Source organism: Ectothiorhodosinus mongolicus, from assembly GCF_022406875.1.
GTDB classification, from domain to species: Bacteria; Pseudomonadota; Gammaproteobacteria; order Ectothiorhodospirales; family Ectothiorhodospiraceae; genus Ectothiorhodospira; species Ectothiorhodospira mongolica.
The window spans coordinates 1149416-1172606 of the sequence record NZ_CP023018.1; the positions used below are offsets into that span (position 1 = coordinate 1149416).

20 protein-coding genes are annotated in these 23191 nt (G+C 54.3%); 7 read left to right on the plus strand and 13 right to left on the minus strand.

From position 1 onward, the window contains the following. Window positions 1–34: 34 nt before the first annotated feature. Window positions 35–670, minus strand: coding sequence for a thiol:disulfide interchange protein DsbA/DsbL (locus tag CKX93_RS05415; protein WP_076755659.1), 636 nt, complete (start codon window positions 668–670; stop codon window positions 35–37). Window positions 671–896: 226 nt separating this feature from the next. Between CKX93_RS05415 and CKX93_RS05420 the strand changes: the two genes are divergently transcribed. Next, the gene (locus CKX93_RS05420; protein ID WP_076755660.1) at window positions 897–1658 is read left to right on the plus strand and encodes a sulfite exporter TauE/SafE family protein; all 762 of its coding nucleotides are present in this window, start codon (window positions 897–899) and stop codon (window positions 1656–1658) included. Window positions 1659–1666: 8 nt separating this feature from the next. Here CKX93_RS05420 and CKX93_RS05425 read toward each other — a convergent pair whose 3' ends face one another. The 5 genes from CKX93_RS05425 to gltB form a co-directional block, all read right to left on the minus strand. After that, window positions 1667–2992 carry a TRAP transporter large permease gene (locus tag CKX93_RS05425; RefSeq protein WP_076755661.1) on the minus strand — a complete coding sequence of 442 codons (1326 nt, stop codon included), beginning with the start codon at window positions 2990–2992 and terminating at the stop codon, window positions 1667–1669. After that, window positions 2982–3458, minus strand: coding sequence for a TRAP transporter small permease subunit (locus CKX93_RS05430; RefSeq protein WP_240076646.1), 477 nt, complete (start codon window positions 3456–3458; stop codon window positions 2982–2984). The genes CKX93_RS05425 and CKX93_RS05430 overlap by 11 nt, the downstream gene beginning before the upstream one ends. A gap of 165 nt (window positions 3459–3623) precedes the next feature. Then, complete coding sequence (locus CKX93_RS05435; RefSeq protein WP_076755663.1) at window positions 3624–4742, minus strand: TRAP transporter substrate-binding protein; 1119 nt, start codon at window positions 4740–4742, stop codon at window positions 3624–3626. 101 nt (window positions 4743–4843) lie between these two features. After that, on the minus strand, window positions 4844–6310 hold the full coding sequence (locus tag CKX93_RS05440) for a glutamate synthase subunit beta (protein WP_076755664.1): 1467 nt from the start codon (window positions 6308–6310) through the stop codon (window positions 4844–4846). After that, complete coding sequence (gene gltB, locus CKX93_RS05445) at window positions 6303–10973, minus strand: glutamate synthase large subunit (protein ID WP_076755665.1); 4671 nt, start codon at window positions 10971–10973, stop codon at window positions 6303–6305. The genes CKX93_RS05440 and gltB overlap by 8 nt, the downstream gene beginning before the upstream one ends. A gap of 265 nt (window positions 10974–11238) precedes the next feature. On the opposite strand from gltB, the gene CKX93_RS05450 reads away from it, so the two are divergent. Further along, window positions 11239–12123, plus strand: a complete 885-nt coding sequence (locus CKX93_RS05450) for a patatin-like phospholipase family protein (RefSeq protein ID WP_076755666.1) — start codon at window positions 11239–11241, stop codon at window positions 12121–12123. On the opposite strand, the gene CKX93_RS05455 is transcribed toward CKX93_RS05450, so the two are convergent. From CKX93_RS05455 to ccmE, 6 genes are all read right to left on the minus strand, one after another. Beyond that, window positions 12120–13178: a Coenzyme F420 hydrogenase/dehydrogenase, beta subunit C-terminal domain gene (locus tag CKX93_RS05455; RefSeq protein WP_240076647.1), complete on the minus strand. Its 1059-nt coding sequence runs from the start codon at window positions 13176–13178 to the stop codon at window positions 12120–12122. The genes CKX93_RS05450 and CKX93_RS05455 overlap by 4 nt on opposite strands. A 159-nt stretch (window positions 13179–13337) precedes the next feature. Then, on the minus strand, window positions 13338–14612 hold the full coding sequence (gene ccmI, locus CKX93_RS05460; protein ID WP_076755668.1) for a c-type cytochrome biogenesis protein CcmI: 1275 nt from the start codon (window positions 14610–14612) through the stop codon (window positions 13338–13340). After that, window positions 14609–15088, minus strand: coding sequence for a cytochrome c-type biogenesis protein (locus CKX93_RS05465; protein ID WP_084178667.1), 480 nt, complete (start codon window positions 15086–15088; stop codon window positions 14609–14611). The genes ccmI and CKX93_RS05465 overlap by 4 nt, the downstream gene beginning before the upstream one ends. Next, window positions 15088–15624: a DsbE family thiol:disulfide interchange protein gene (locus tag CKX93_RS05470; RefSeq protein ID WP_076755669.1), complete on the minus strand. Its 537-nt coding sequence runs from the start codon at window positions 15622–15624 to the stop codon at window positions 15088–15090. Before CKX93_RS05470 ends, CKX93_RS05465 begins: the two co-directional genes overlap by 1 nt. Beyond that, window positions 15621–17654: a heme lyase CcmF/NrfE family subunit gene (locus tag CKX93_RS05475; RefSeq protein WP_076755670.1), complete on the minus strand. Its 2034-nt coding sequence runs from the start codon at window positions 17652–17654 to the stop codon at window positions 15621–15623. Before CKX93_RS05475 ends, CKX93_RS05470 begins: the two co-directional genes overlap by 4 nt. Window positions 17655–17656: 2 nt before the next feature. Continuing rightward, window positions 17657–18127, minus strand: coding sequence for a cytochrome c maturation protein CcmE (ccmE, locus tag CKX93_RS05480; protein WP_076755671.1), 471 nt, complete (start codon window positions 18125–18127; stop codon window positions 17657–17659). A gap of 215 nt (window positions 18128–18342) precedes the next feature. On the opposite strand from ccmE, the gene ccmA reads away from it, so the two are divergent. The 4 genes from ccmA to ccmD are packed head-to-tail and all read left to right on the plus strand — an operon-like array spanning window position 18343 to window position 20589. Continuing rightward, entirely contained in the window at window positions 18343–18987 is a 645-nt protein-coding gene (gene ccmA, locus CKX93_RS05485; protein WP_076755672.1) for a cytochrome c biogenesis heme-transporting ATPase CcmA, read from the plus strand. After that, complete coding sequence (ccmB, locus tag CKX93_RS05490; protein WP_076755673.1) at window positions 18984–19661, plus strand: heme exporter protein CcmB; 678 nt, start codon at window positions 18984–18986, stop codon at window positions 19659–19661. Before ccmA ends, ccmB begins: the two co-directional genes overlap by 4 nt. A gap of 11 nt (window positions 19662–19672) precedes the next feature. Beyond that, the gene (locus CKX93_RS05495) at window positions 19673–20422 is read left to right on the plus strand and encodes a heme ABC transporter permease (RefSeq protein WP_076755674.1); all 750 of its coding nucleotides are present in this window, start codon (window positions 19673–19675) and stop codon (window positions 20420–20422) included. Next, entirely contained in the window at window positions 20419–20589 is a 171-nt protein-coding gene (ccmD, locus tag CKX93_RS05500) for a heme exporter protein CcmD (protein WP_076755675.1), read from the plus strand. The genes CKX93_RS05495 and ccmD overlap by 4 nt, the downstream gene beginning before the upstream one ends. Here the strand turns inward: ccmD and CKX93_RS09575 are convergent. Beyond that, a complete protein-coding gene (locus CKX93_RS09575) occupies window positions 20586–20822 on the minus strand; it encodes a NapC/NirT family cytochrome c (protein ID WP_076755676.1) in 237 nt (78 codons plus the stop codon). The two genes, ccmD and CKX93_RS09575, sit on opposite strands and share 4 nt — an antisense overlap. A 348-nt stretch (window positions 20823–21170) precedes the next feature. Here CKX93_RS09575 and tkt point away from each other — a divergent pair, with 348 nt between their 5' ends. Continuing rightward, window positions 21171–23168: a transketolase gene (tkt, locus tag CKX93_RS05505; RefSeq protein WP_076755950.1), complete on the plus strand. Its 1998-nt coding sequence runs from the start codon at window positions 21171–21173 to the stop codon at window positions 23166–23168. Window positions 23169–23191: the final 23 nt, after the last annotated feature.

A 23191-nucleotide genomic window follows, 5' to 3' on the forward strand; every position in this document is an offset into this window, starting at 1 on the left:
AGATTCGGCGCACTTGCGCCGTTTCTGGATAGCTTTAGCTGCGTGCCCTAATAATCAGTTGATCAGCGATATCAAATAGCTCTTGATAAGAGGTGGCGCCTTGGCCGACAACTGCATAGCGGCCGTCGACCACCAAAGTGGGTACGCTGCGGACCTCGAAACGTGTTTGTAGCCGATCACTGCGAGCGACCAGACTGCTTGTCTGTGATGCCTGAAAGGCCTGACGAAAGGCTGTTGCATCGACACCACGTGCAGTAACCCAGGCGGTAATCTGTGCCTCATCAAACAGTGGCTCACGCCGTACACCGATAGCGTCATAGATTTCTTGGCTTAGACGCTCTGCATCGCCAGTAGTTTCAAGGGCAAAATACAGCCGAGAGAGCATGGCCCAAGCATCACGGTTAAAGCTGACTGGTACCCGTTGGAATACAACATCTTCAGGCAAACTGGCCAGCCATCCGCCCATCGCTCTATGCATTTGCCCACAAAAGGGACAGCCATAAGAGAAGAACATCGTCAGGCCGATTTGACCGTCTGGCAGGGTGCGCTGAGGTCTGGCAATGCTGCGCCAATCGCTACCTTCCACCATATTGGCGAAAACAGAAGGCGACAGTGCCACGGCCATGCCGCCCAGCAGGGTTTGGTTAAAACGCCGACGTGATAAAGCCATCCGGTGCTCCCGTGGTCTCAGCGGCTCTAGGGCTCGCTACACCATATCAAGGAAATTTTTTGGCAGTTTTCATGCGGTTTCCCCAAAGGACATCCGCTTTGCGCCGTCATGCAGCGACTATTGCCAAAACACAAATCCGATTATATCGCTTTTGTTAGATTTTTTCCCAGTCTCTATCAGACATGTAGAATACGCGATTCTATTTGGGTTGTGGAGTTGCATCATCGTGATTCTTGAGCCGGGCGTCCTCGCCCTGATAGCGCTGGCTGCTTTGTTTGCCGGCGCTATAAACGCACTTGCTGGCGGGGGTAGTTTTTTGACTTTGCCCGCATTGGTTTTTACTGGCGTGCCGCCGGTTGCTGCAAATGCGACCGGGACTGCAGCTTTACTCCCTGGCTATTTGGCCAGCGCCTGGGCCTATAGAGATCTCATGAAGGCGCCACCGGGCATGACTGTGCTCGCGGTTGTGTTGATCGGCGCCGTGGGCGGTGCTGCAGGCGCGTTACTGCTTCTGGCAACATCCAATGAGGCTTTTCGCGTCATTATTCCTTGGTTGTTACTGTTTGCAACCCTGTTGTTTGCTTTCGGGCCGCGCCTACAACTCTGGATTCAAGCGCGCAGCCGAGGTGAGGGTGGTTTGCTGGGACGAGTGAGTGTTTTTCTCGTTTCTGGTTACGGGGGCTATTTCAATGGGGGCATGGGGATCGTCATGCTGGCGGCCTTTCGCGTGCTTGGGGTGCACGATCTGAATACCGCCAATGCACTGAAGAACCTGCTCTCTGCAGTACTCACATTGATCGCCGTACTCATTTATGCGCTGGGCGGCGTAATTCAATGGGCGCAAGCATTGCCGATGGCTGTGGCTGCTACTATCGGCGGGTATGCTGGTGTTTCCTTAGCGCGTGCCTTACCTCAAACCGTGCTACGAAACGCGATTATCATCGCCGGCATCCTCACCACCGCGATCTTCTTTTGGGACCTGCGCTAGATTTTGGTTTACCAGCCAATGGCTTCGGGCAGCCACAAGGCAATAGCTGGGAAAGCAATAATCAGGGCCAATGCCACCAGTTGAATGATCACGAAGGGAATGGCGCCGCGGTAGATGTCTGAGGTCTTAATGCCTTTGGGCGCCACCCCCTTCATAAAGATCAGCGACCATCCGAAAGGTGGCGTCAGGAAGGATGTCTGTAGATTCATGGCAATCAGAATCGCGATCCAGACCATGGAGAACTCGGGAACCCCCGCAAGGAAAGGCAGAAATAGCGGAACAACGATGTAGGTGATCTGAATCCATTCCAAGAAGAATCCGAGCAGAAAAATCAGCAACATCATGAACAATAAAGTGCCATAAGGTCCGCCCGGTACCCAGTTAAGCATTCCCTCCACTAACAACTCTCCATCCAAACCGCGGAAGGCCAGAGCGAATACCTGCGAGGCAATCAATACGAAAAAGACCATGGCAGTGATGCGCACAGTGGTTAGCAAAGCGTCATTAAGCACGGGCATGCTCAAGCGACGCATTAAGGCGGCGACCACCACAGCCCCCACAGCGCCCACCGAGGCTGCCTCCGTGGGAGCGGCAACGCCGCCAATAATGGCACCTAGTACAGCCAGCACCAAAGCCAATGGAGGCAAGACTGAGGTGACCAAATCTTTCATGATCTGAGTCTTACTGATTGAGGCCCGCTCAGCAGCATCGAGTGCCGGAACATCCGCTGAGTTATACCAGGCCAGTACCAGCAAATAGAGCACGTAGAGCGTCGCCAGCGCTAAGCCGGGCACCAAGGCGGCAGCGAACAAGCTGCCCACCGATAGATTCATGGTGTCTGCTAAAACCAGCAAAACGAGGCTTGGCGGGATGATCTGACCTAGCGTTCCCGAGGCACAAATCGTTCCACAAGCGACTGTTGGTTTATAGCCGCGGCGAATCAGGGTGGGCAGTGCCATCAATGTCAGAGTGACAATGGCGGCGCCAACAATCCCGGTAGCCGCGCCCATGAGCACTCCCACGAGGATAACCGCCAGAGCCATACCGCCTGGTAAAGCACCACTGGCATGGCCAATCACATCGAGCATGCGTTCAGCCACCCTAGTTTTATCCAGCATCACCCCCATGAATACGAACAGCGGGATGGCTAACAGAGTGTAATTTGTCACACTGCCAAAAATCCGCGAGGGTAGTAATTCAAATAGCCAGCCGTCAAAACCGATAAAACCAAAAATGAAGCCCACTGCAGCAATAGCAAAAGCCACCGGCATGCCGGTTAATACCAGCACGAAGAAACCGATGATCATCATCAGAGCAATATATTCAAGCGGCATGATTGCGGTTCCGAGGCGGGTTAGCGGGGCGCCGATAGTGGAAACTCAGGCGGCGGCCGACACTGATTATCTTGCGGATTGATTCGCTTAGTATGAGAAAAAAGCCTAGCAGAATCATCGCCTTGGGGAGAAAAGTCCACGGCATGCCACCGGCATTGGGCGAGCGTTCTCCGCGCACATATGAAGTTTGTACAAAAGGCCATGTGTAATAAAGAACCAGAATGGCGACAGGCACCGCGACCAAGGTCATGGTCAGCATATCCAGCCACATGCGGCCTTTACGATTTAAGCGGCTGGAGAAAATATCAACGCGCACATGCTCATCGGCGCGCATGGCATAGGCGATCGCCGTCATCACGCTCAGCGACAGAATGTACCACTCCAGCTCTTGCAGCCAAACCGCGCCAAAGCCCATCAAATAACGAGCTGCCATATTGCCAAACACCAGCAATATTAGTGCTGCCATAGAGACCGCAGCCACCCAGCCAGAAATGCTGGTGATCCGATAAAGCACGCGTTCTAGACGATGCAAAAATAGATACATGGGGTACTGGAAAGATTAGCCAGTTGGAGAAAAAAGCCCCTCTCTCGCAAGCGAAAGAGGGGCGGTTCGCGCTAAAAAATCATGCTATCAGCCAAGAATCTGCTGACCCAGATCGCGAATCTGCGTCTGGAACATGGTCTCAGAGTTTTGATTCCAGCGGTCGTGCTTGGCTTTAAAGGTGAAGTAGCTCTCATTCACGCGACGCACCAGATCATCACGACGAGCATTGTCTGACAGGATATCCTTGGTGGCTTCCAAAAGCGCTTGAATAACATCATCAGGCAGCGGCAGGAACTGCGTGCCGTGGTTGTTGATGAGGTCGTCCAAAGCGTCTGCATTCTGCGCTTCCAACCAAGTATGCGAGGTGATATTGCAGGCAGCTGCAGCATTGCGCATAACGGCCTGCAGGTCAGCCGGCAGGGAGTCCCACGCACTGCGGTTGACAACCACTTCCGTACTGGTGGCCGGTTCATGCCAACCTGAGCTGTAGTAGAGGCTTGCGGCCCGATGCAGGCCGAGTTCACGGTCAGAGTAAGGTCCGACCCATTCTGCCGCATCAATAGCACCACGCTCCAACGCGGCGAATAGTTCGCCGCCGGGCAGCAAACGGGCATTAGCGCCAATAGCATTGTAGATGTCACCAGCCAGACCCGGCATACGAATGTTCAAGCCACGGAAATCAGCTAGGCTTTCCACCGGACGGCGGAACCAGCCCACGGGCTGAACGCCTGTGCAGCCCACCACCAAAGGTACGAGATTGAACGGGCGATAGGTTTCTTCATAAAGCTCATAACCGCCGCCAAAGTTCATCCACGCATTATGACCTTGGAAAGTCATGCCGAAAGGCACAGTGGTGAAATACTGGGCGGCAAAGGACTTGCCCGCCCAGTAGTAGGCGCAGCCATGGTTGAGTTGCACCTGGCGCCCTGCAGAGGCGGCATCGAAGCCCTCGAACGCCGGCACTAACTCGCCAGCGGAGTAAACGCGAATGCGAATGCGCCCGCCAGACATTTCTTCCACGCGGCGCGCAAAGTCGGTAGCACTACCCGGACCCGTTTGGAAAAACGGCAGCCCAGCAGGCCAAGTGGTCGTCATGCGCCAGTTAAAAGTTTGCTGAGCTTTAACAATGGCTGGTGCCCCTAAAATGGTGGCGCCTGCGGCAGCTGCTGTTCCTGCTTTGAGAAAATCGCGACGTTTCATCGACATTGTTTGGGTAACTCCTCCGAATTTAAAGTTTTATGCACAACACAGTGTCAGCCAAGATTTTGGCCACGAAACCATAAATGAGTCAAAACGGTTTTTCCAGCCTAACGAGGCAGGATAGTACTACCCATAAGCCATTCATCGACGGCTCGGGCACATTGCCGGCCCTCACGAATAGCCCAGACCACCAAAGACTGGCCGCGGCGCATATCACCAGCGGCAAACACGCCATCCACGTTGGTGTAATAGGCTTTGGGACCTTCCGTGCTGCCTTGAACATTGCCGCGCTGATCGAGTTGTAGATCTTTTTCCGAGCGTAACTGTTCAAGCATGCCTTCATGAATGGGATGCACAAAGCCCATGGCTAAAAGCACCAAATCGGCCTTCATCTGTCCCTCTGAACCGGGTACCTCTGACATTTGCCAGCGGCCCTGTTCATCCTTATCCCAACGCACCAGAACATAGTTCAAGGCGATGACATGACCATCTTCATCGCGTTCGAAGGACTTGGTTAATACATTCCACATACGCTCACAGCCCTCTTCTTGAGAACTGGAGGTGCGCAATTTATTGGGCCAGTTCGGCCATGTCAGACCCTTGTCTTCTTTTACCGGTGGTTTGTCGAGAATCTCAATTTGAGTCACCGAGGCGGCACCATGACGATTCGAGGTGCCAATACAGTCGGAACCGGTATCACCACCGCCGATAACGATGACATGCTTGCCCTTAGCGCTGATGAAATCATCATCCAGAACAGTAACACCCTGAACGCGCTTGCTATTGCGCGTCAGAAAATCCATGGCGTAATGAACGCCTAGGGCTTCACGACCGGGAACAGGCAGGTCACGTGGCTTTTCCGAGCCGCCAGAGAGTACCACCGCATCAAATTCTTGTTGCAGATGGCTAATGGGCATATTTACGCCCACATGGGTCAGGGTGTGGAACTTGACCCCCTCGGTACGCATTTGTGCAATGCGTCGATCGATCAGTGACTTATCCAGCTTGAAGTCCGGAATGCCATAACGCATTAAGCCGCCGATGCGATCATTTTTTTCAAAAACTTCAACACTGTGGCCGGCGCGTGCCAGTTGCTGAGCACACGCCAAACCAGCGGGTCCAGAGCCGATAATGGCGATGCGCTTGCCGGTGCGATGTGCGGGAACCTGAGGCTTTATCCAGCCTTCTTTCCAGGCACGATCGACGATGGCGCATTCGATGGACTTAATGGTGACGGGGTTGTCATCGATATTTAGTGTGCACGAAGCCTCGCAGGGGGCTGGGCAAATGCGCCCCGTGAATTCAGGAAAATTATTGGTGGAATGCAGTACCTCAATGGCTTGCTGCCAATCATCTTGGTACACCAGATCATTCCAGTCAGGAATTAGATTGTTAACCGGGCAGCCCTGATGACAAAAGGGGATGCCACAATCCATGCAGCGTGCACCCTGCTCTCTGAGCGATTCATCTTTCAGGGGAATGACGAATTCGCGATAGTGGCTGAGCCGATCACTGACCGGCTCGTAGCGCCGTTCCTGACGTTCAATCTCAATGAATCCCGTGGGTTTACCCATGAGCCGTACTTCCTTCCAAAGTCTGTTGCTGTTTGGTTTTGTTAGATTCCTGCACGTTGGCCTGCAATGCCTTCATATCACGCAAGGCGCGACGATAGTCTACCGGCATGACTTTTACGAACTTGGGCAGCATCGTTGCCCAATGATCCAAAATACTCTGTCCGCGTTCGGATCCGGTGTAAGCCACATGTCTTTCAATCAGCGCTCTGAGCCGCAGGGCATCAAAGCGCGTCATGTCATGACTAACATCGACCCGGCCATGCGTCTCTAAATCACCGCCTTGGTGGTCATGGGCTTCCAACGCATCATCTTCTTCACTAATCGGTTCCAGTTCCACCATCGCCAGATTGCAACGGTCGGCAAAATTGCCTTCTTCATCCAGGACATAGGCAATACCACCCGACATCCCTGCTGCAAAATTACGCCCGGTCTGACCTAAGCACACCATGATGCCGCCGGTCATGTATTCGCAACCATGATCACCAACCCCTTCGACAACGGCTGTGGCGCCTGAGTTTCGAACACAGAAACGCTCGCCGGCTACGCCACGGAAGAATACCTCACCAGTGATGGCGCCATAGAGGACTGTGTTGCCCACGATGATGTTGTTCGCTGCGGCATCAATGGCCGAATGGGCGGGTGGATAGATGATGATGCGCCCACCCGAAAGGCCTTTACCCACGTAATCATTGGCTTCGCCTTCGAGTTCAATGGTGACGCCCTGAGCCAGCCAGGCACCAAAAGACTGTCCGCCGGTTCCTGTGCCCTTGATGTGAATCGTGTCATCGGCCAATCCAGCATGTCCGTAGCGCTCCGCCACTCGACCGGAGAGCATCGCCCCAACACTGCGATGATAATTGTGGATTGGAGTCTCGATGGTCACGGCCTCAGCGCGTTCTAATGCCGGTGCTGCACGCTCAATTAGCTCGTTGTCGAGCGCATGATCTAACCCATGGTCCTGGGTCTCACTATTGTAGATAGCCACGGATTCGGGCACCTCAGGACGCGCCAGCAGGTTCGAGAAATCCAAGCCATGCGCTTTCCAATGGTTGATAGCACGACGCATTTCCAAGCGCTGTGACTGACCAATCATCTCATTCATGGAGCGATAACCCAGTTTGGCCATCAACTGCCGCACTTCTTCGGCGATAAAGAAGAAGTAATTGATCACGAATTCGGGCTTGCCAGAGAATTTTTTGCGCAGTTCTGGATCTTGGGTTGCTACGCCTACCGGGCAGGTGTTGAGATGGCATTTGCGCATCATGATGCAGCCTTCAACAATCAGCGGTGCCGTGGCGAAACCAAATTCGTCTGCGCCTAGTAAAGCGCCGATGACCACATCGCGTCCGGTGCGCAGGCCGCCGTCGACCTGCAGGGCAACGCGGCCTCGCAGGCGGTTGAGTACCAGTGTTTGATGGGTTTCGGCGAGGCCAATTTCCCAGGGGCTGCCGGCGTGCTTAATGGAAGTCAAAGGGCTAGCCCCGGTGCCGCCATCATAGCCCGCTACCGTGATGTGATCGGCATGCGCCTTAGAAACACCAGCAGCGACTGTGCCCACGCCCAACTCGGAGACGAGTTTGACCGAGATCCGCGCGTTGGGGTTGACGTTTTTCAGGTCATGAATCAGCTGAGCCAAATCCTCAATGGAGTAGATGTCATGATGCGGGGGCGGTGAAATCAGACCCACCCCAGGCGTTGAATGACGCACCCGGGCAATTCGCGCATCCACTTTATGGCCAGGTAACTGGCCACCTTCACCCGGCTTGGCGCCCTGAGCAATCTTGATCTGGATATCATCACCATTGACCAAATACTCAGTAGTGACACCAAAGCGCCCTGAGGCGACCTGCTTGATCGCTGAGCGATTGGGGTTGCGTGAGCCGTCGACCAGCGGGATAAAGCGTTCGGGTTCTTCCCCCCCTTCGCCGGTGTTGGACTTGCCGCCAATCGCATTCATGGCTTGGGCCAGTGTGGTATGCGCCTCAGGAGAGATGGAACCAAAAGACATGGCACCCGTGGCAAAGCGCTTGACGATCTCTTTAGCTGGCTCGACCTCGTCTAAGGGAACAGCGGTATCGGCGAACTTGAATTCCATTAGGCCGCGGAACGTCAGTAGGCGCTCGGTCTGTTCATTGATGAGGCGGGAGAACTCGGCAAAGGTATTGGCATCATTGGACCGCGTGGCATGCTGCAATTTGCTGATCGTATCGGGGGTCCATATATGATCCTCACCGCGTAAGCGGAAGGCATAGTCACCGCCCACATCCAGCTGCTTGCGATAGATTTCCGCATCGCCAAAAGCTTGTGTGTGCCAGCGCACCGCTTCCTCAGCCACTTCTGCCAGACCAATGCCTTCTACCCGGGTTTGGGTCCCGGTGAAATACTCACCAACGAAGGGAGACGAGAGGCCCACAGCATCAAAGATCTGGGCGCCACAATAAGACTCCAGAGTGGAGATGCCCATTTTTGACATGACCTTTAACAGGCCTTTGCCAATCGCTTTGATGTAGCGCTTTTGCGCCTCCTCAAAACCCAGCTTCTCCGGTAGGTGTGGCAGCAGTGATTCGATGGTATCGAAGGCTAGGTAGGGATTAATGGCTTCAGCGCCATAGCCGCTGAGCGTGGCGAAATGATGCACTTCCAGAGCTGAACCGGTCTCCACTACCAAGCCTGAGCTGGTGCGTAGTCCTTGGTTAATCAGATGATGATGCACGGCTGATGTCGCCAGCAGCATGGGAATCGGAATGCGATCAGGATTGCTGTCGCGGTCGGACAAAATAAGAATATTAAAGCCATCCAGAACGGCTTTTTCAGCATCTTCACAGAGTTTCTTTACGGCGGCGGCCATGCCCGCTGAACCCTCAGTCGAGGCATAGCAAACATCCAAGGTCCGGGTGCGGAAGGCGCCTCCGGAGTGATACTCGATGTGACGAATACGCTCCAAGTCCTGATTGGTTAGGACCGGTTGCGGGGTCTCTAAGCGCCAGTGCGAACCAGCCTCGTTAATACCCAATAGGTTCGGTCGCGGCCCGATCATGCAGACCAGCGACATCACCAGCTCTTCGCGAATCGGATCAATCGGTGGATTGGTGACTTGGGCGAAATTTTGTTTGAAATAGGTTGATAAATGCTTGGGTCGTGAGGACAGCACCGAGGGAGGGTTATCCGCGCCCATAGAACCCACCGCTTCCTGGCCGGTCATGACCATTGGCGTGAGTAGGAACTTTACATCCTCTTGGGTGTAACCAAAGGTTTGTTGCTGATCCAATAAGGTGGGGGCATCGGGGGACATTGGGGCGATGCCTGCTGGCAAATCCTCCAGGCGGATCTGGGTTTTCTTCAGCCACTCCCCATAGGGACGCGCTTCGGCGAGTTGGGTCTTGATTTCATCATCGCTGATAATCCGGCCCTGCTCGAGATCGATCAGCAGCATTTTGCCGGGCTGGAGACGCCATTTCTTCACAATCCGTTCTTCAGGAATATCCAACACGCCCATCTCAGAGCCCAGCACGACCATGTCATCGTTGGTCACCAAGTAACGCGCCGGACGCAGGCCATTACGATCCAGGGTCGCGCCGATTTGTCGGCCGTCGGTGAAACACATCGCTGCAGGGCCGTCCCAAGGTTCCATGAGTGCCATGTGGTATTCGTAGAAGGCGCGGCGGTTTTCTTCCATGAGTTTATTGCCTGCCCAAGCCTCAGGAATCAGAATCATCATGGCGTGGGCCAGTGAGTAGCCCCCCATGACTAGCAGTTCCAGTGCATTATCAAAGCAGGCGGAGTCGGATTGGCCCTCGGGAATCAGAGGCCAGATGGTATCCAAATCTTCGCCTAGGATTTCTGAGCGCATGGTGTGACGACGAGCCGCCATCCAGTTCACATTGCCGCGGAGTGTGTTGATCTCCCCATTGTGGCAAATCATGCGAAACGGCTGGGCTAAGTCCCAGGTGGGGAATGTGTTAGTCGAAAAGCGCTGATGCACCAAGGCCATGGCGCTGACCAAGCGCTCATCCTGCAAATCGTGATAGTAGCGGCCAACTTGGCCGGCTAGCAGCATGCCCTTGTAGTTGAGCGTGCGTGAGGACATTGAAGACACGTAACAAGCGGCAAAGCCCAAGCCCAGATCGCGCACTTCATTATCCATGCGCTTACGGATCACAAACAGCTTGCGTTCAAAGCTATCTTGGTCGGCGCAATTATCGCTGCGGCCGATAAACAACTGTTTCGTGAGGGGTTCGGTGGGTAGGACACTCTCACCCAGATCGCCGTTGTCAACTGGCACATCGCGCCAGCCTAGAACCTTCTGGCCAGCCGCTGCGACCTGTTGTTCGATAATGGCGACAACTTGATCACGTACTGTGGCATCACGATCCAGAAAAATCATGGCGACGCCATACTCACCCAGTGATGGTAGATTGAAGTCGACTACCGCGCGCAAGAACGCATCGGGCATTTGAATGAGTATCCCGGCACCATCCCCCGCTTTGGGATCTGCGCCCACAGCGCCACGATGATTGATGCGATTGAGGATTTCGAGGCCTTGTTGAACAATGGCATGGCTTTTTTGATTTTTGATATGACAAACAAAGCCAACGCCACACGCGTCGCGCTCGAGGGCAGGATCATAAAGGCCCTGTTTGGGCGGCAAAGCATGAAAACTCATTACGGACCTCACTCTCAAAGTGCCACGGCCTGATCGCCGTCGGCAGCACAACAGCTCTGATTCTCAAGAGCGGTTATTTTTGACCGGGACATGCCAGTGTTATCACCAGCGGGTCTGCGAGAATAAAATTAATTGCGTTCTAACGCCAGAGCCAATAGCAGTTTTATGCTTATATGCACCAGCATGGTGCATCAAGTGGATGACATTACGGAGTTGGTGCGGCTGATATCATGTCTTGCATGTACAACCCACAGGACCAATTTTGATGCCAAAGCAGGTGCAGCGCAATAAACCCAAATCAGTCTCCCTCGTGTTGGGATCCGGCGGCGCGCGTGGCTTGGCTCATATCGGCGTTATCCAAGAGCTAGAGGCTCGGGGTTTTAAGGTGCAAGCGATCGCTGGCAGCTCGATGGGTGCCTTGGTAGGTGGTATTTACGCGCTGGGTAAGCTCCAAATCTATGCGGATTGGGTTAGTGGGTTGGAGCAATCCGATGTGCTTTGGCTCATCGATTGGAGCTTTAGTGGCGGTGGCATCATCCGCGGTCAAAAGGTCATTAATAAGTTACGTGAGCTGGTCGGCGAGGAGGACATCGAGCGCCTACCCATTGCATTCACAGCCGTAGCCGTCGACATCGAGCGGGGAAAAGAGATTTGGTTCCATGATGGCCCCTTATTTGATGCCATCCGAGCATCCATTGCCATCCCTGGTTTGTTTACCCCACATCACTATCGCGGATTAACGCTGGTAGATGGTGGGCTTCTAAACCCTGTCCCTGTAGCGCCCACCCTGAGCGCGCTAACCGATCTCACCATCGTCGTGGATGTGAATGGACCCGCCGAAGATTTGACGCCGGAAGTTTCGCCGGGCAACGATCACGGCCGTTTTTTGGAGCGCTTAAGATCTTATGCCGAAGCCTTGGGGTTGGATATCAACGGAGATAATGAGGGGCTGGCTTTATCGGATATTTTGATGCGCTCTTTCGACACGATGCAGGCAGCGCTGACGCGCCAGCATTTGGCTGTTTTTCATCCTGATGTTGTGATCCGCATTCCCAAGAATGCCTGCATGGTCCACGAGTTCTATCAGGCCAAACCGATTATTCAACTGGGTCGCGAGCGGGCTAAAGCGGCTCTGGATGAGTGGCTTTAGCGTTCCCCTTCCTCAGGTTTGAGCCCGTAGGACTCAACCAAACGCCAGACATGATCAGGAATCATGTGACGCATGCGCCTAGGTTTGACACGTCGCAAATGCAAAACGGTCTCCACTGCTTTCATTTCCAGTCGCGCCCGAGCAAATTCAAGACCTCGGGGTCCGATGCGGGGCATGAGATAGGCGGCAATGGGTCGAGCCCAGTCGGGCATAGCTCGCAGCGGTAGACCGCCAGCGGCGCGCTCAGTATTTTTCAAAAAGCCTTTCACTGGCCCGGCTCTATTGCCCGCGCTGCTGGGCGTTTTCAGGCTGATCTCCTCGCCCAGTAAGTCCAGCATTTCCTGTCCGCGCGCATTGCGCACCAGCAACCATTGTTCGCCTCGGCCCGCCATGTAACCCACGGTGATGTCAGCCAAAACATTGGTGTAATCAACACAGGTCTGGCACGTCAGCGGAAAGAAATCTCGCGGTAACTGGGACAGCGGTAGTTTCAGAAAGGGAATGGTTTTGATTTCACCATTCTGAAAACGCATCTCCACATGGTAGTCCGCGCGAAACTCCAAATAAGTACAGGTCTCAGGCTGCTCGCAAAGCAAAGCGAGAAACTCATGAAAACGTTCGGTGGTCGTGTTGTCGGAGCACGGTGTGCCAATGACATACAGTTGCTCAATACCCATCTCGTCCTGCAAAGCCCGCAAAGCATAGACTTGGCAGGGGATGCCAATAATGGCTAGGCGCTTGAGTCCCACTGCTATGGCAGGCTCAACCAAACTGAGCAGAGGGGCATAACCCATGCGCATGCCGCGACAGGCTGCTAGATCGTCGACATTAGTCACCAAGGTAGGTACTGGTCTCCAGCGATCATTCGGATCAGCAGTCATGGTAAGCACGGCATCGACTTTTCCAGATACAAGAAGCTTTTCGGCGATTTTGGTGGTGATGCCAGTCCACTGGGCGCCCGCCGAGGGTTGCTTCAGGCCGGCCTGAAACATGCTTAGATAGGGACCAAAAAACGCCTCGTCACCGCTTTTTGTATCGCGTGCACGACCATGCACTTGTTGCTCTAGTTTCGGATAATTTGGCCGGATGAACTGACAGGCGCGTCCGCAGCGACTGGCGTCAGGGGTCCTGCTGATGCCGCAATCTGTGCATAGATCACGATGCGGCGGGTTCTCCGCGTTGGGTGATGGTAGCGGCCGGATGGGGATCATGCCCTAGGGCAGCACGCGATTAATACGAATCTGAACACGCGCATCAGGTAGCGTTGGGTTCACAGGCTCAGCGACGCCTTCAAGGTCGCCACTTTGGACTTCTGCCATGCCACTTTTTGAGACCCGTGCAACCACTTCGACCTGATCAAACTGCGCCATTGAGGCGCCGCCCATCATCTCATGCGAGGCGTCTAGGACCAGTTCGAGGGGAAACTGAGCGCTTACTCGTTGCACCGCAATCGGCATCCGCGGCCCTCCAACAGGGCGAGCAAAAACCATCACCATCTCCTCGCCACTGAGTTCAGCGCCCAGAGCTGGATCCAGATCAACCTGCACGCGGATGGAGGTAGTTTCTGAGCTTTCCAAGCGTGTTTGCGGCGCTGGAACTGGGGCTGGCGCGGGACTTGCCGAAGACTGACGCAGTGCGTCGCGCACATCATCCAGCGCACTGCGTACCACTTGCTCACTCTCAGGATCGCCTTGAACTAGCGGCACTAAGCGTTCCAGTAATTCCAAAGAAACCGTGAAATTATTGGTTTGGAAGTGACTGATGGCCTTAAGCCATAGGGCATTGGGATGGTTGGGCTCCAATTCCAGCGCTGTATCTAACAAGGCATTGGCTTGGGGAGTAAAGGCGCCCATGGAAGCCAGCATGAGATGCTCCGCGTAGCTCACATTGAGATCAGCCTCGTCACCTACAATGCTGTGGGCTCGGCCAAATGCTCTTGCTGCATCTTCATATTGCTCCATGAATCCATAGGTGCGTCCCAACATTATCCAGCCTTCGGCATCCTCAGGAGAGTCACCCAGTCGGGTTTCCATTTGTTGCGCCATAGCAGTTAGGTCGGCTGCATCGGGCATAGCCATGGTTGTTTCCGGCGCACTAGAGATATGCCCGGGCCGGAGGTCCGGATCATGTACCTGCAAATAGATATAGATGGCGAAGGCTGGCACCACCACCGCACTCACAGCCAGCACGGTAAGCCCTTGGCGCGGCTTGGGGGCTGATTTGAGAGATTCCGGCTCGGGTTCGAGCTCGACATCCGTTAACAGGTTGTCTTCGAGCTCGGCGCGGGCCGAGTCATATTGTTCCTGATTCAGGTACCCAGAAGCCAGTTCCTGATCCAGTTCCGCCAGCCGTTGGCGGTAGATGGTGATGTTCAGTTCTCGCTGTTTGACTTCGTTAGCTGTCTTGGCACTGCGCAGAAAGGGCCAAAGTAAAATCACCGCTGCCAGGAGGACTAACGCCCCGGCAGCCAACCAAAAACTGACATTCATACATCTTTTCCTTCGCTAAGCAGACGTCGGGCTTTTTCCCGAGCCTGTTCATCTGTGGGCTGCAATTGTCTTGCTGTTTGGCTACCTCGGGCTGTAGCCCAAAGCACTATCAAACCAAACACCAGCAGTACAAAGGGCCCGATCCAGAGTAAATAAGTGGCGGGGGAAAAGGGCGGGCGATACAAGACGAATTCGCCGTAGCGTGCCACCATAAAATCAATGATTTGAGGATTGCTCGACCCCGCATTGAGTTGATCCCTTAACTCTCGCCGCAAATCCCTAGCCAATCCAGCATCTGAATCAGCCAAAGATTGGTTTTGACAGACGGTACAACGCAATTCATGCAGGAGCTCGCGGTAGCGCTGTTCTAAGCTGGGGTCCTCAAAGTATGTCACCCCTGCTTGTTGACTGGAGGCGGGCGCCGTTGCCAAGGCAAATGCTAGGGCAACCGCCAGGGCAGCAATCAGCCTAGGCATCAGGTCTCGCTCCGTAGTCGCTGAATGAGGGGCAGGATATCTCGTTCAACCTTGGCCCAAGTTATCGGACCCACATGTTTGTAGCGAATTACACCCTGGCGATCGATGACGAAAGTTTCGGGCGTACCATAAACACCCCACTCGATGCCGACCCGGCCCTCATGGTCAAAGGCATTCCAAATATAGGGATTGCCAAAGCGCCGCAGATACTCAAGTCCATCAGCCCGCTCATCTTTATAGTTCAATCCATAAATGGGAATGCCATAGTCACGCGCCATTCTCACCAAATAGCGATGTTCCTGACGACAGGATACGCACCATGACGCCCAAATATTGAACACCACGACTTCGCCCTCAAAATCAGCCGTGCCCACCTCGCGCTCCGCTGCTTGAAGTTCAGGCAGACTAAATTGCGGTATCGGATGATTGACCAGCGGCGAGGGCAGAAGGCTGGGGTCTAAAAGCAGACCCTTGGCCAAGAAACCGCCCAACACCGCCAGCAATACCAGCGGCGATAAAAACAGCAGCTTTTTCATCCGGAGCTACTCCGCGTGGCGACACCAGAGGGATTGGCATTGTCATCCGGCTTGGATTCAGCGATTCGATTTTCTTTCGCAAGCGCTTCTGAGCGACGCCGTGAGAATACCCGATAGCGGCGGTCAGCAGCGGCAATGAATCCCCCCAGAACGATGAATGTTGCGCCAATCCATAGCCAGGACTGGAAGGGGTTGTGATACAGCCGCAGTGACCAAGTATTGCCCGACATGGGCTCACCCAGCGCCACGAAGATATCGCGTAGTAAGTTCGACTGATAAGACGCTTGCGCCATTGGCATTGTCTGCACACGGTAGACCCGGCGCTGCGGGAACAAGTCAGTCACGTGGCTCCCATCGCGAGTAACGCCAACGCGTGCTTCGATCGCATCCCAGTTCGGGCCGGCGACAGAGTAAACCTCTTGCAGTTCAAAAGTGTAGCCACCCAAGGTGTGACTCTGTCCCATACCCAGACGCACATCGGTCTCGGACTCAAAAGCCATAAGCATGGTAATGCCCATGACCAAGATGGCAAACCCGAAATGGGCCACGGACATACCCCAGTAACCGGCTGGCATCTTACGCAGGGTTTTCATTGGAGTGCCTTGTTTACGAGCGCGCTGGTAAAGATCGCGGCCAATGCTAAATACGATCCAAAAAGCCATAGCCATGCCCACAGTCACCATGAAGGTCGTGCTGCCCACCATCACCAGTGGGAAAATCACGCCCACCACCACCGCGGCTAGCAGGGTATGCCACAGCCGCTGCGAAAGCTCCCAAGCAGAAGATCGTTTCCAGCGCAACAGCGGACCCAAACCCACCATGAAAACCAGTGGCACCATGAGCGGAGCAAACACAGAGTTAAAGTACGGGGGGCCGACGGAGATCTTACCCATGTTAAGCGCGTCTAAGAACAACGGATACAGCGTCCCTAGAAGCACGGCCGCCAGAGCTACCACCATGATGACGTTGTTGACCAACAGGCCAGACTCGCGCGAGACCGGATGGAACTCAGTCTGGCTGCGCACCTTAGGCGCGCGCCATGCATACAACAGGAATGAGCTTCCGGCGATAGCAAGCAGTAGCATCAGAATATAGACGCCGCGTGTGGGATCGGTGGCGAAGGCATGCACCGATACCAGCACCCCGGAGCGCACCAGAAAGGTTCCCAACAGACTGAGACAGAACGCTGAGATAGCCAGCAACACCGTCCAACTGCGAAACACGCCGCGTTTTTCGGTAGCCGCCAGGGAGTGGATTAGGGCAGTGGCTGCCAACCATGGCATCAGTGAGGCATTTTCCACGGGATCCCAGAACCACCAGCCGCCCCAGCCCAGCGTGTAGTAAGCCCACCAGCTGCCTAGAGCAATGCCAGCGCCCAAAAAGGCCCAAGCGCTGGTTGCCCAAGGGCGCGTCCAGCGTGCCCAAGTGGCATCCAGTTTACCGCCAATAAGAGCGGCTACAGCAATGGCGAACGGCACAGCCAAACCTACATAACCCATGTAAAGCATAGGCGGATGGATCACCAGCCCAGGGTCCTGTAGCAGCGGATTCAGATCGCGGCCATCGGCAGGAATCGGGAACAGGGCTTCGAAGGGGTTAGAGGTAAACAGCGTGAAGGACAGAATGCCTACACTCACCAAACCCATGACGGCGATGGTGCGTGCTGCCATGTCCGTCGGCAGACCTTTGCTGAATAGGGATACGGCAAGCGACCAGCCGCCCAACATGAGGGCCCAAAGTACCAAGGATCCCTCATGACCACCCCAGACACCCGAGATGCGATACATCAAAGGAAGCGCGGTATTCGAGTGGTTTGCGACGTACGCTACCGAGAAGTCATGCGTGATAAAGGCGTAGGTGAGGGCCAAGTACGCAATCAGAAGAAAGATGAATTGCCCCGCGACCGCCGTGTGTGCTGTGCGCATCCACGATAAAGTGCCGCGATGCGCACCAATAAGAGGGATGGTGCCCTGGACGGCGGCCATTAAAAGGGCCAGCACCAGGGCCATTTGGCCGATTTCTGGGATCATAATCAGTAGGTCGCTGTGGGTGAGCCGCCCGGATGTTCTTCAAAGCCAGCCGCTTTCAGCGCGGCCGCAACTTCCGGAGCCATATAATTTTCATCATGTCGCGCCAAAACCCGCTCGGCGCGGAAGATGCCATCACCGCCCATACGTCCATGGGTGACAACACCTTGTCCTTCGCGAAATAAATCAGGCAGCAAGCCGACGAACTGAACCGGAATGCTGTGGCGCGTGTCGGTGACGCTAAACGAGACCATCAGGCCTTCGTCAGCATGCTTGATGGAATTAGCTTCCACCAGTCCCCCCAAGCGAATAATTCGATCGGGGTTGGGCAGCTGCTCGCCTTCCGCAATTTGTGATGGTCCGTAGAAGTACATCATGTTGTCGCGGAAGGCGCTGAGCGCTAGCGCTGAGGCAGTCGAGACAGCGACGACAATCAATACTACCCCGGCCAGTCGTTTCTTTTGTCGAGGGGTCATTACACACTCCAACTACATCAGGTTTATCCGCTTATTTTGGACCGCAGGCCACTTTTTTCGCAATTACTTCGCCAATATGACCGTGCGCATTGCCGGAGGTTCGCCTGCTTTCGTGATCAAGCGCAAGAGTCATGATAGCTCGTGCGGGTTCGCATGGCAGCAGCATCGTTGTAGTATCCTGCGCCAGATTATCGCCACCCATCTATTGGAGTGACATGTCGCCGTCTTTTGCCGATCAGACGCTCGAGGTCAGAGATCTTGTTTTGGAGCGCGGGGAGCGTGAGCTGTTTCACGGACTCGCTTTCAAGCTGGATTCAGGAGAGCTACTACAGCTAGCGGGCCGCAATGGCTCAGGTAAAACCAGCCTGTTGCGAGTTCTTTGTGGATTGTCCCGACCGTTGCAAGGAGAAGTGCTGTGGAATGGTCAGTCGTTATCTGCTCAAGAGGACGGTCCGGCAGCACACCTTGCCTATCTGGCGCATCTGAATGCTTCTAAAGAAGAGCTGAACGCCGAGGAAAATATTCGCCTCTCATCAGCGCTTCAGGGACGTAACATAGGTCGCGAAGAAGCCTGGGAAATGCTCGGCCAATTGGATCTGCGTGGTTTTGAGGATTTGCCGGTCAAATTCCTAAGCCAAGGTCAGAAACGACGCGTTGCCCTGGCTAAGTTATTGTTGTCTGCGCGACCGTTGTGGATTATGGACGAGCCCTTTGCTGCTCTCGATGTGCAAGTCATCCAGGTACTTAAAGCCTGTATGGAAGATCAGCTGAAGCGCGGTGGCATGATCGTTTTGACAACGCATCAAGCCGTTCCCATCGAGGGTCCACAACAGACGGTCACCCTAGGAGATGCGCGATGAGTGCTCTCTTAAGTGTACTTTGGGTTTTATTGCGCCGCGATCTGACCTTGGCAATGCGCCGACGCCAGGATGCTTTGGTGGTACTGGGGTTTTTTATCGTCGTCGTGTCTTTGTTCCCATTGGGCGTTGGCCCAGATCCACAGTTATTGCGCAGTATGGCGCCCGGAGTCATTTGGGTGGCGGCCTTGTTGGCTACCATGCTGTCCTTGGAACGCTTATTCTCGGATGATTTTCGTGATGGCAGTTTGGAGCAATTGCTACTAGTACCGCAGCCACTCAGCGTTCTGGTGATGGTGAAGATTTTGGCGCACTGGCTGGTGATTGGCCTGCCGCTGGTGCTGGTCTCACCCCTGCTGGGCATGCAGCTGAACCTTTCTGGCGAAGAAATACTCGTACTCATGGCTGCATTGTTGCTTGGGACGCCCATCCTGAGTCTGGTGGGTGCGATTGGTGCGGCATTGACTCTGGGTATACGCGGTGGCGGGGTGCTGATTTCTTTGTTGATTTTGCCACTTTACGTACCACCGCTGGTGCTAGGCGCTGGTGCTATTGATGCCGTTATGTTTGGCTCAAGCCCAATGGCGCATCTTTCAATGCTGGCAGCGCTCGCAATTCTGGCATTATTGTTGGCACCCTTCGCAATCGCTGCTGCGTTGCGAATTATGCTGGATTAAGGAGAGCAGACGTGGCTGAACGCGGTATTCAGTGGTTTAAGTTTTCATCGCCACCGAATTTTTATTATTTGACCGGCGTGCTCGCACCCTGGTTTATGGGCCTGGCAGCGGTTTTGGCACTGCTGGGGCTTTATTGGGGCTTTGTGGTTGCGCCTATCGATTATCAGCAGGGCGAGAGCTATCGCATCATGTTCATTCATGTGCCTGCTGCCTGGATGGCTATGTTCATCTACATATTAATGGCGGCCTACGGCGCTATTGGCTTGGTTTGGCGCATTAAGACCGCCGAAGTCATGGCTAAAGCCATGGCGCCTACGGGTGCCATTTTTTGTTTTCTTGCGCTTTGGACTGGGGCCTTGTGGGGCAAACCGACCTGGGGAACCTACTGGGTTTGGGATGCGCGTATCACCTCTAACCTGATCCTATTGTTTTTGTATATGGGTTACATAGCGCTGCACGCTGCGATCGAAGATCGTCAGCGCGCAGCAAACGCCAGTGCTGTGTTGGCTTTGGCGGGTGTGGTTAATGTGCCGATCATCTATTTCTCAGTGATTTGGTGGAATACCCTGCATCAAGCGCCTTCCATCACCGTGACTGACTCACCGTCTATGGAAACGTCAATGTTCACGGCCTTGATGCTGATGACCTTTGCCTGTTGGATGTACTCAATCGCCGTGATTCTCAAGCGGGCACGCCTTGAACTGCTGGATCGGGAGCGCAAGGCCAGTTGGGTGACAGAACGGCTGGGAGATAAGTCATGATGGAGTACTTAGCCATGGGTGGGCACGGCTTTTACATCTGGGGATCCTATGGGGTTGCCCTACTGTTGCTGATCATCGAGCTTTTCTTGTTACGCCGACGTCGCGTCACCCAAGCCGCTACGCTGCGGCGCCTCGCGCGTTTGAGTGAGCAACAAGAAAACGTTTAAGGCGAGCTGAGCTGTTTCATCCCCTGGAGTTCAGCGTGATGTCCTGAGTCTGCATGGCAACCGAGGCATGTGGTGTGCCGTTGCATCATCGAGGTGTGCATGCGGAAAAATGCTGGATCCCTCTCGCGGGCCTCGTCTGTCATGTGACAGGACGTACAGTTGGCACTAATGGCTTCAGGGAAGGATCGGCTGGGTGAATCATTAAAGATGGGAGAGTGTTCCCCGGGATTCACGGGCTTTTCATGCGTTTTTTTGTATGGCTTATGCCTGAAGATCGAATGTGCACAGCATGTCCCGTGGCGCCAACTTGGCTCGCCAAAAACTCTGTGTCGTATCCATTTCGAGCAGTAGCATCAATCACTAACATGCTTTTTTTTGTGCATTTTGTGATGTGCATCCGCGCTATTTCTGTCAACCGGGTATGCACGCTTACTTGCCCCTAGTCATTGTGTGGGTGACAATAGCGACCCTATAAGAATATCCAAGTCAGTCAGGCCGCATAACTAAAGCATAACTGTCGACCCGCGGGTCGCTCGGCCAAAAAACGGATACCACCGAATTTTTTTAATCAGGAGATGTTCATGCCTTCTCGCAGACAGCTAGCGAATGCCATCCGTGCGCTCTCGATGGATGCTGTGCAAAAAGCCAATTCAGGCCATCCCGGTGCCCCAATGGGCATGGCGGACATTGCTGAAGTGCTTTGGAACGATTACCTAAAGCACAATCCGGCGAATCCTAAGTGGGCAGACAGGGATCGGTTCGTGATGTCCAATGGTCACGGTTCCATGTTGGTTTATTCCTTATTGCATCTTTCTGGCTACAACCTGCCGATGGATGAGATCAAACAGTTCCGCCAGTTCCATTCACAGACACCGGGGCATCCCGAGTACGGGTATACAGAGGGTGTGGAGACAACCACCGGACCATTGGGTCAGGGCATCACCAACGCCGTGGGTATGGCGCTGGCCGAAAAAGCACTGGCAGCGCATTTTAACCGGCCGGGCCATGAGGTTGTTGACCATCACACCTATGTATTTTTGGGCGACGGCTGTCTCATGGAAGGCATTTCCCATGAAGCCTGTTCTCTGGCTGGCACTCTAGGCCTAGGCAAACTCATAGCTTTCTACGATGACAACGGCATTTCCATTGATGGTGAGGTCGAAGGCTGGTTCACTGATAACACACCCAAGCGATTTGAGGCCTATGGTTGGCATGTGGTCGCTGATGTGGATGGGCATGATGCTGATGCGGTCAAAGCCGCGATCGAAGCCGCGCGGGCTGTTACTGATAAGCCCAGTATTATCTGCTGCAAAACGGTTATTGGCTGGGGTTCACCGAATAAGCAGGGCAAAGAAGAATGCCATGGCGCGGCTTTAGGGGAGGCCGAAGTGGCTTTGGTGCGCGAGACCATTGACTGGCCTCACGCTCCCTTTGAGATACCCGAAGAAATTTATGCTGGATGGAGCGCTAAAGATAAGGGCGGCAGGGCAGAACAAGATTGGGAGACCCGATTTGCAGCCTACAGTCAGGCTAATCCGGAGCTGGCGGCTGAGTTTAAGCGACGTATGGCAGGTGATTTGCCGGCGGACTGGGTTGAAAAGGCCCAAGCCTACATCGCTGAAACGATCAACAAAGGTGAAACGATTGCCAGCCGTAAAGCTTCGCAGAATGCGATCGGCGGTTTCGCCCCCGCATTGCCAGAATTGCTCGGTGGCTCGGCGGACTTGGCCGGTTCCAATTTGACCCTTTGGAAAGGGTCCAAAGGCATCAGCAAGCAAGACGGTGACGGCAATTACGTGTTTTACGGCGTTCGTGAGTTTGGCATGGCGGCCATCATGAACGGCATCGCTTTGCATGGTGGGTTCATTCCCTATGGCGGCACCTTCCTGATTTTCAGCGACTATGCGCGTAACGGTATTCGCATGTCGGCGCTGATGAAACAGCGCATTTTGTATGTGATGACACATGATTCCATTGGTTTGGGTGAAGATGGCCCCACCCATCAGCCTATCGAGCAGGTCGCCAGCTTGCGCTTGATTCCCAACTTGAATGTCTGGCGTCCTTGCGATGCTGTTGAGACGGCTGTTGCATGGCGTTGTGGCATTGAGCGCACTGATGGTCCCAGTCTGTTCAGCCTGTCTCGGCAGAATCTGCCGCATCAGGCGAGATCCGATGAACAACAGCAAAACATCGCGCGCGGTGGTTATGTGTTGCATGACAGCGATGGCACGCCTGATGTCATTCTCATGGCTACGGGTTCTGAGGTGGGTATTTGTATGGAAGCCGCGCAGCAGCTCGAAACCAAGGGCCGTAAAGTGCGCGTTGTGTCCATGCCCTGTCTTGACGTATTTGAGTCTCAAGATGCCAGTTATCGTGAATCCGTATTGCCCAAATCGGTACGCAAGCGTTTAGCGGTAGAGGCCGGTGTTACCAATGGCTGGGCTCGATATGTGGGGTTTGAAGGGGCGGTGATTGGTATGGATCGCTTCGGTGAGTCCGCGCCTGGCGGCGAGTTAATGAAACACTTTGGATTCACAGCCGATAATGTGGTCAGCCAGGCAGAAAGTCTATTGGCCTAAAGTTTTGACTTAAATTTTCAATT

What these genes read in the sequence shown, in the direction of transcription:
- CKX93_RS05415 (WP_076755659.1), bottom strand. Translation starts at nt 670, where the DNA reads ATGGCTTTATCACGTCGGCGTTTTAACCAAACCCTGCTGGGCGGCATG.
- CKX93_RS05425 (WP_076755661.1), bottom strand. Translation starts at nt 2,992, where the DNA reads ATGCCGCTTGAATATATTGCTCTGATGATGATCATCGGTTTCTTCGTG.
- CKX93_RS05430 (WP_240076646.1), bottom strand. Translation starts at nt 3,458, where the DNA reads ATGGCAGCACTAATATTGCTGGTGTTTGGCAATATGGCAGCTCGTTAT.
- CKX93_RS05435 (WP_076755663.1), bottom strand. Translation starts at nt 4,742, where the DNA reads ATGTCGATGAAACGTCGCGATTTTCTCAAAGCAGGAACAGCAGCTGCC.
- CKX93_RS05440 (WP_076755664.1), bottom strand. Translation starts at nt 6,310, where the DNA reads ATGGGTAAACCCACGGGATTCATTGAGATTGAACGTCAGGAACGGCGC.
- gltB (WP_076755665.1), bottom strand. Translation starts at nt 10,973, where the DNA reads ATGAGTTTTCATGCTTTGCCGCCCAAACAGGGCCTTTATGATCCTGCC.
- CKX93_RS05450 (WP_076755666.1), top strand. Translation starts at nt 11,239, where the DNA reads ATGCCAAAGCAGGTGCAGCGCAATAAACCCAAATCAGTCTCCCTCGTG.
- ccmI (WP_076755668.1), bottom strand. Translation starts at nt 14,612, where the DNA reads ATGAATGTCAGTTTTTGGTTGGCTGCCGGGGCGTTAGTCCTCCTGGCA.
- CKX93_RS05465 (WP_084178667.1), bottom strand. Translation starts at nt 15,088, where the DNA reads ATGCCTAGGCTGATTGCTGCCCTGGCGGTTGCCCTAGCATTTGCCTTG.
- CKX93_RS05470 (WP_076755669.1), bottom strand. Translation starts at nt 15,624, where the DNA reads ATGAAAAAGCTGCTGTTTTTATCGCCGCTGGTATTGCTGGCGGTGTTG.
- CKX93_RS05475 (WP_076755670.1), bottom strand. Translation starts at nt 17,654, where the DNA reads ATGATCCCAGAAATCGGCCAAATGGCCCTGGTGCTGGCCCTTTTAATG.
- ccmE (WP_076755671.1), bottom strand. Translation starts at nt 18,127, where the DNA reads ATGACCCCTCGACAAAAGAAACGACTGGCCGGGGTAGTATTGATTGTC.
- ccmA (WP_076755672.1), top strand. Translation starts at nt 18,343, where the DNA reads ATGTCGCCGTCTTTTGCCGATCAGACGCTCGAGGTCAGAGATCTTGTT.
- ccmB (WP_076755673.1), top strand. Translation starts at nt 18,984, where the DNA reads ATGAGTGCTCTCTTAAGTGTACTTTGGGTTTTATTGCGCCGCGATCTG.
- ccmD (WP_076755675.1), top strand. Translation starts at nt 20,419, where the DNA reads ATGATGGAGTACTTAGCCATGGGTGGGCACGGCTTTTACATCTGGGGA.
- tkt (WP_076755950.1), top strand. Translation starts at nt 21,171, where the DNA reads ATGCCTTCTCGCAGACAGCTAGCGAATGCCATCCGTGCGCTCTCGATG.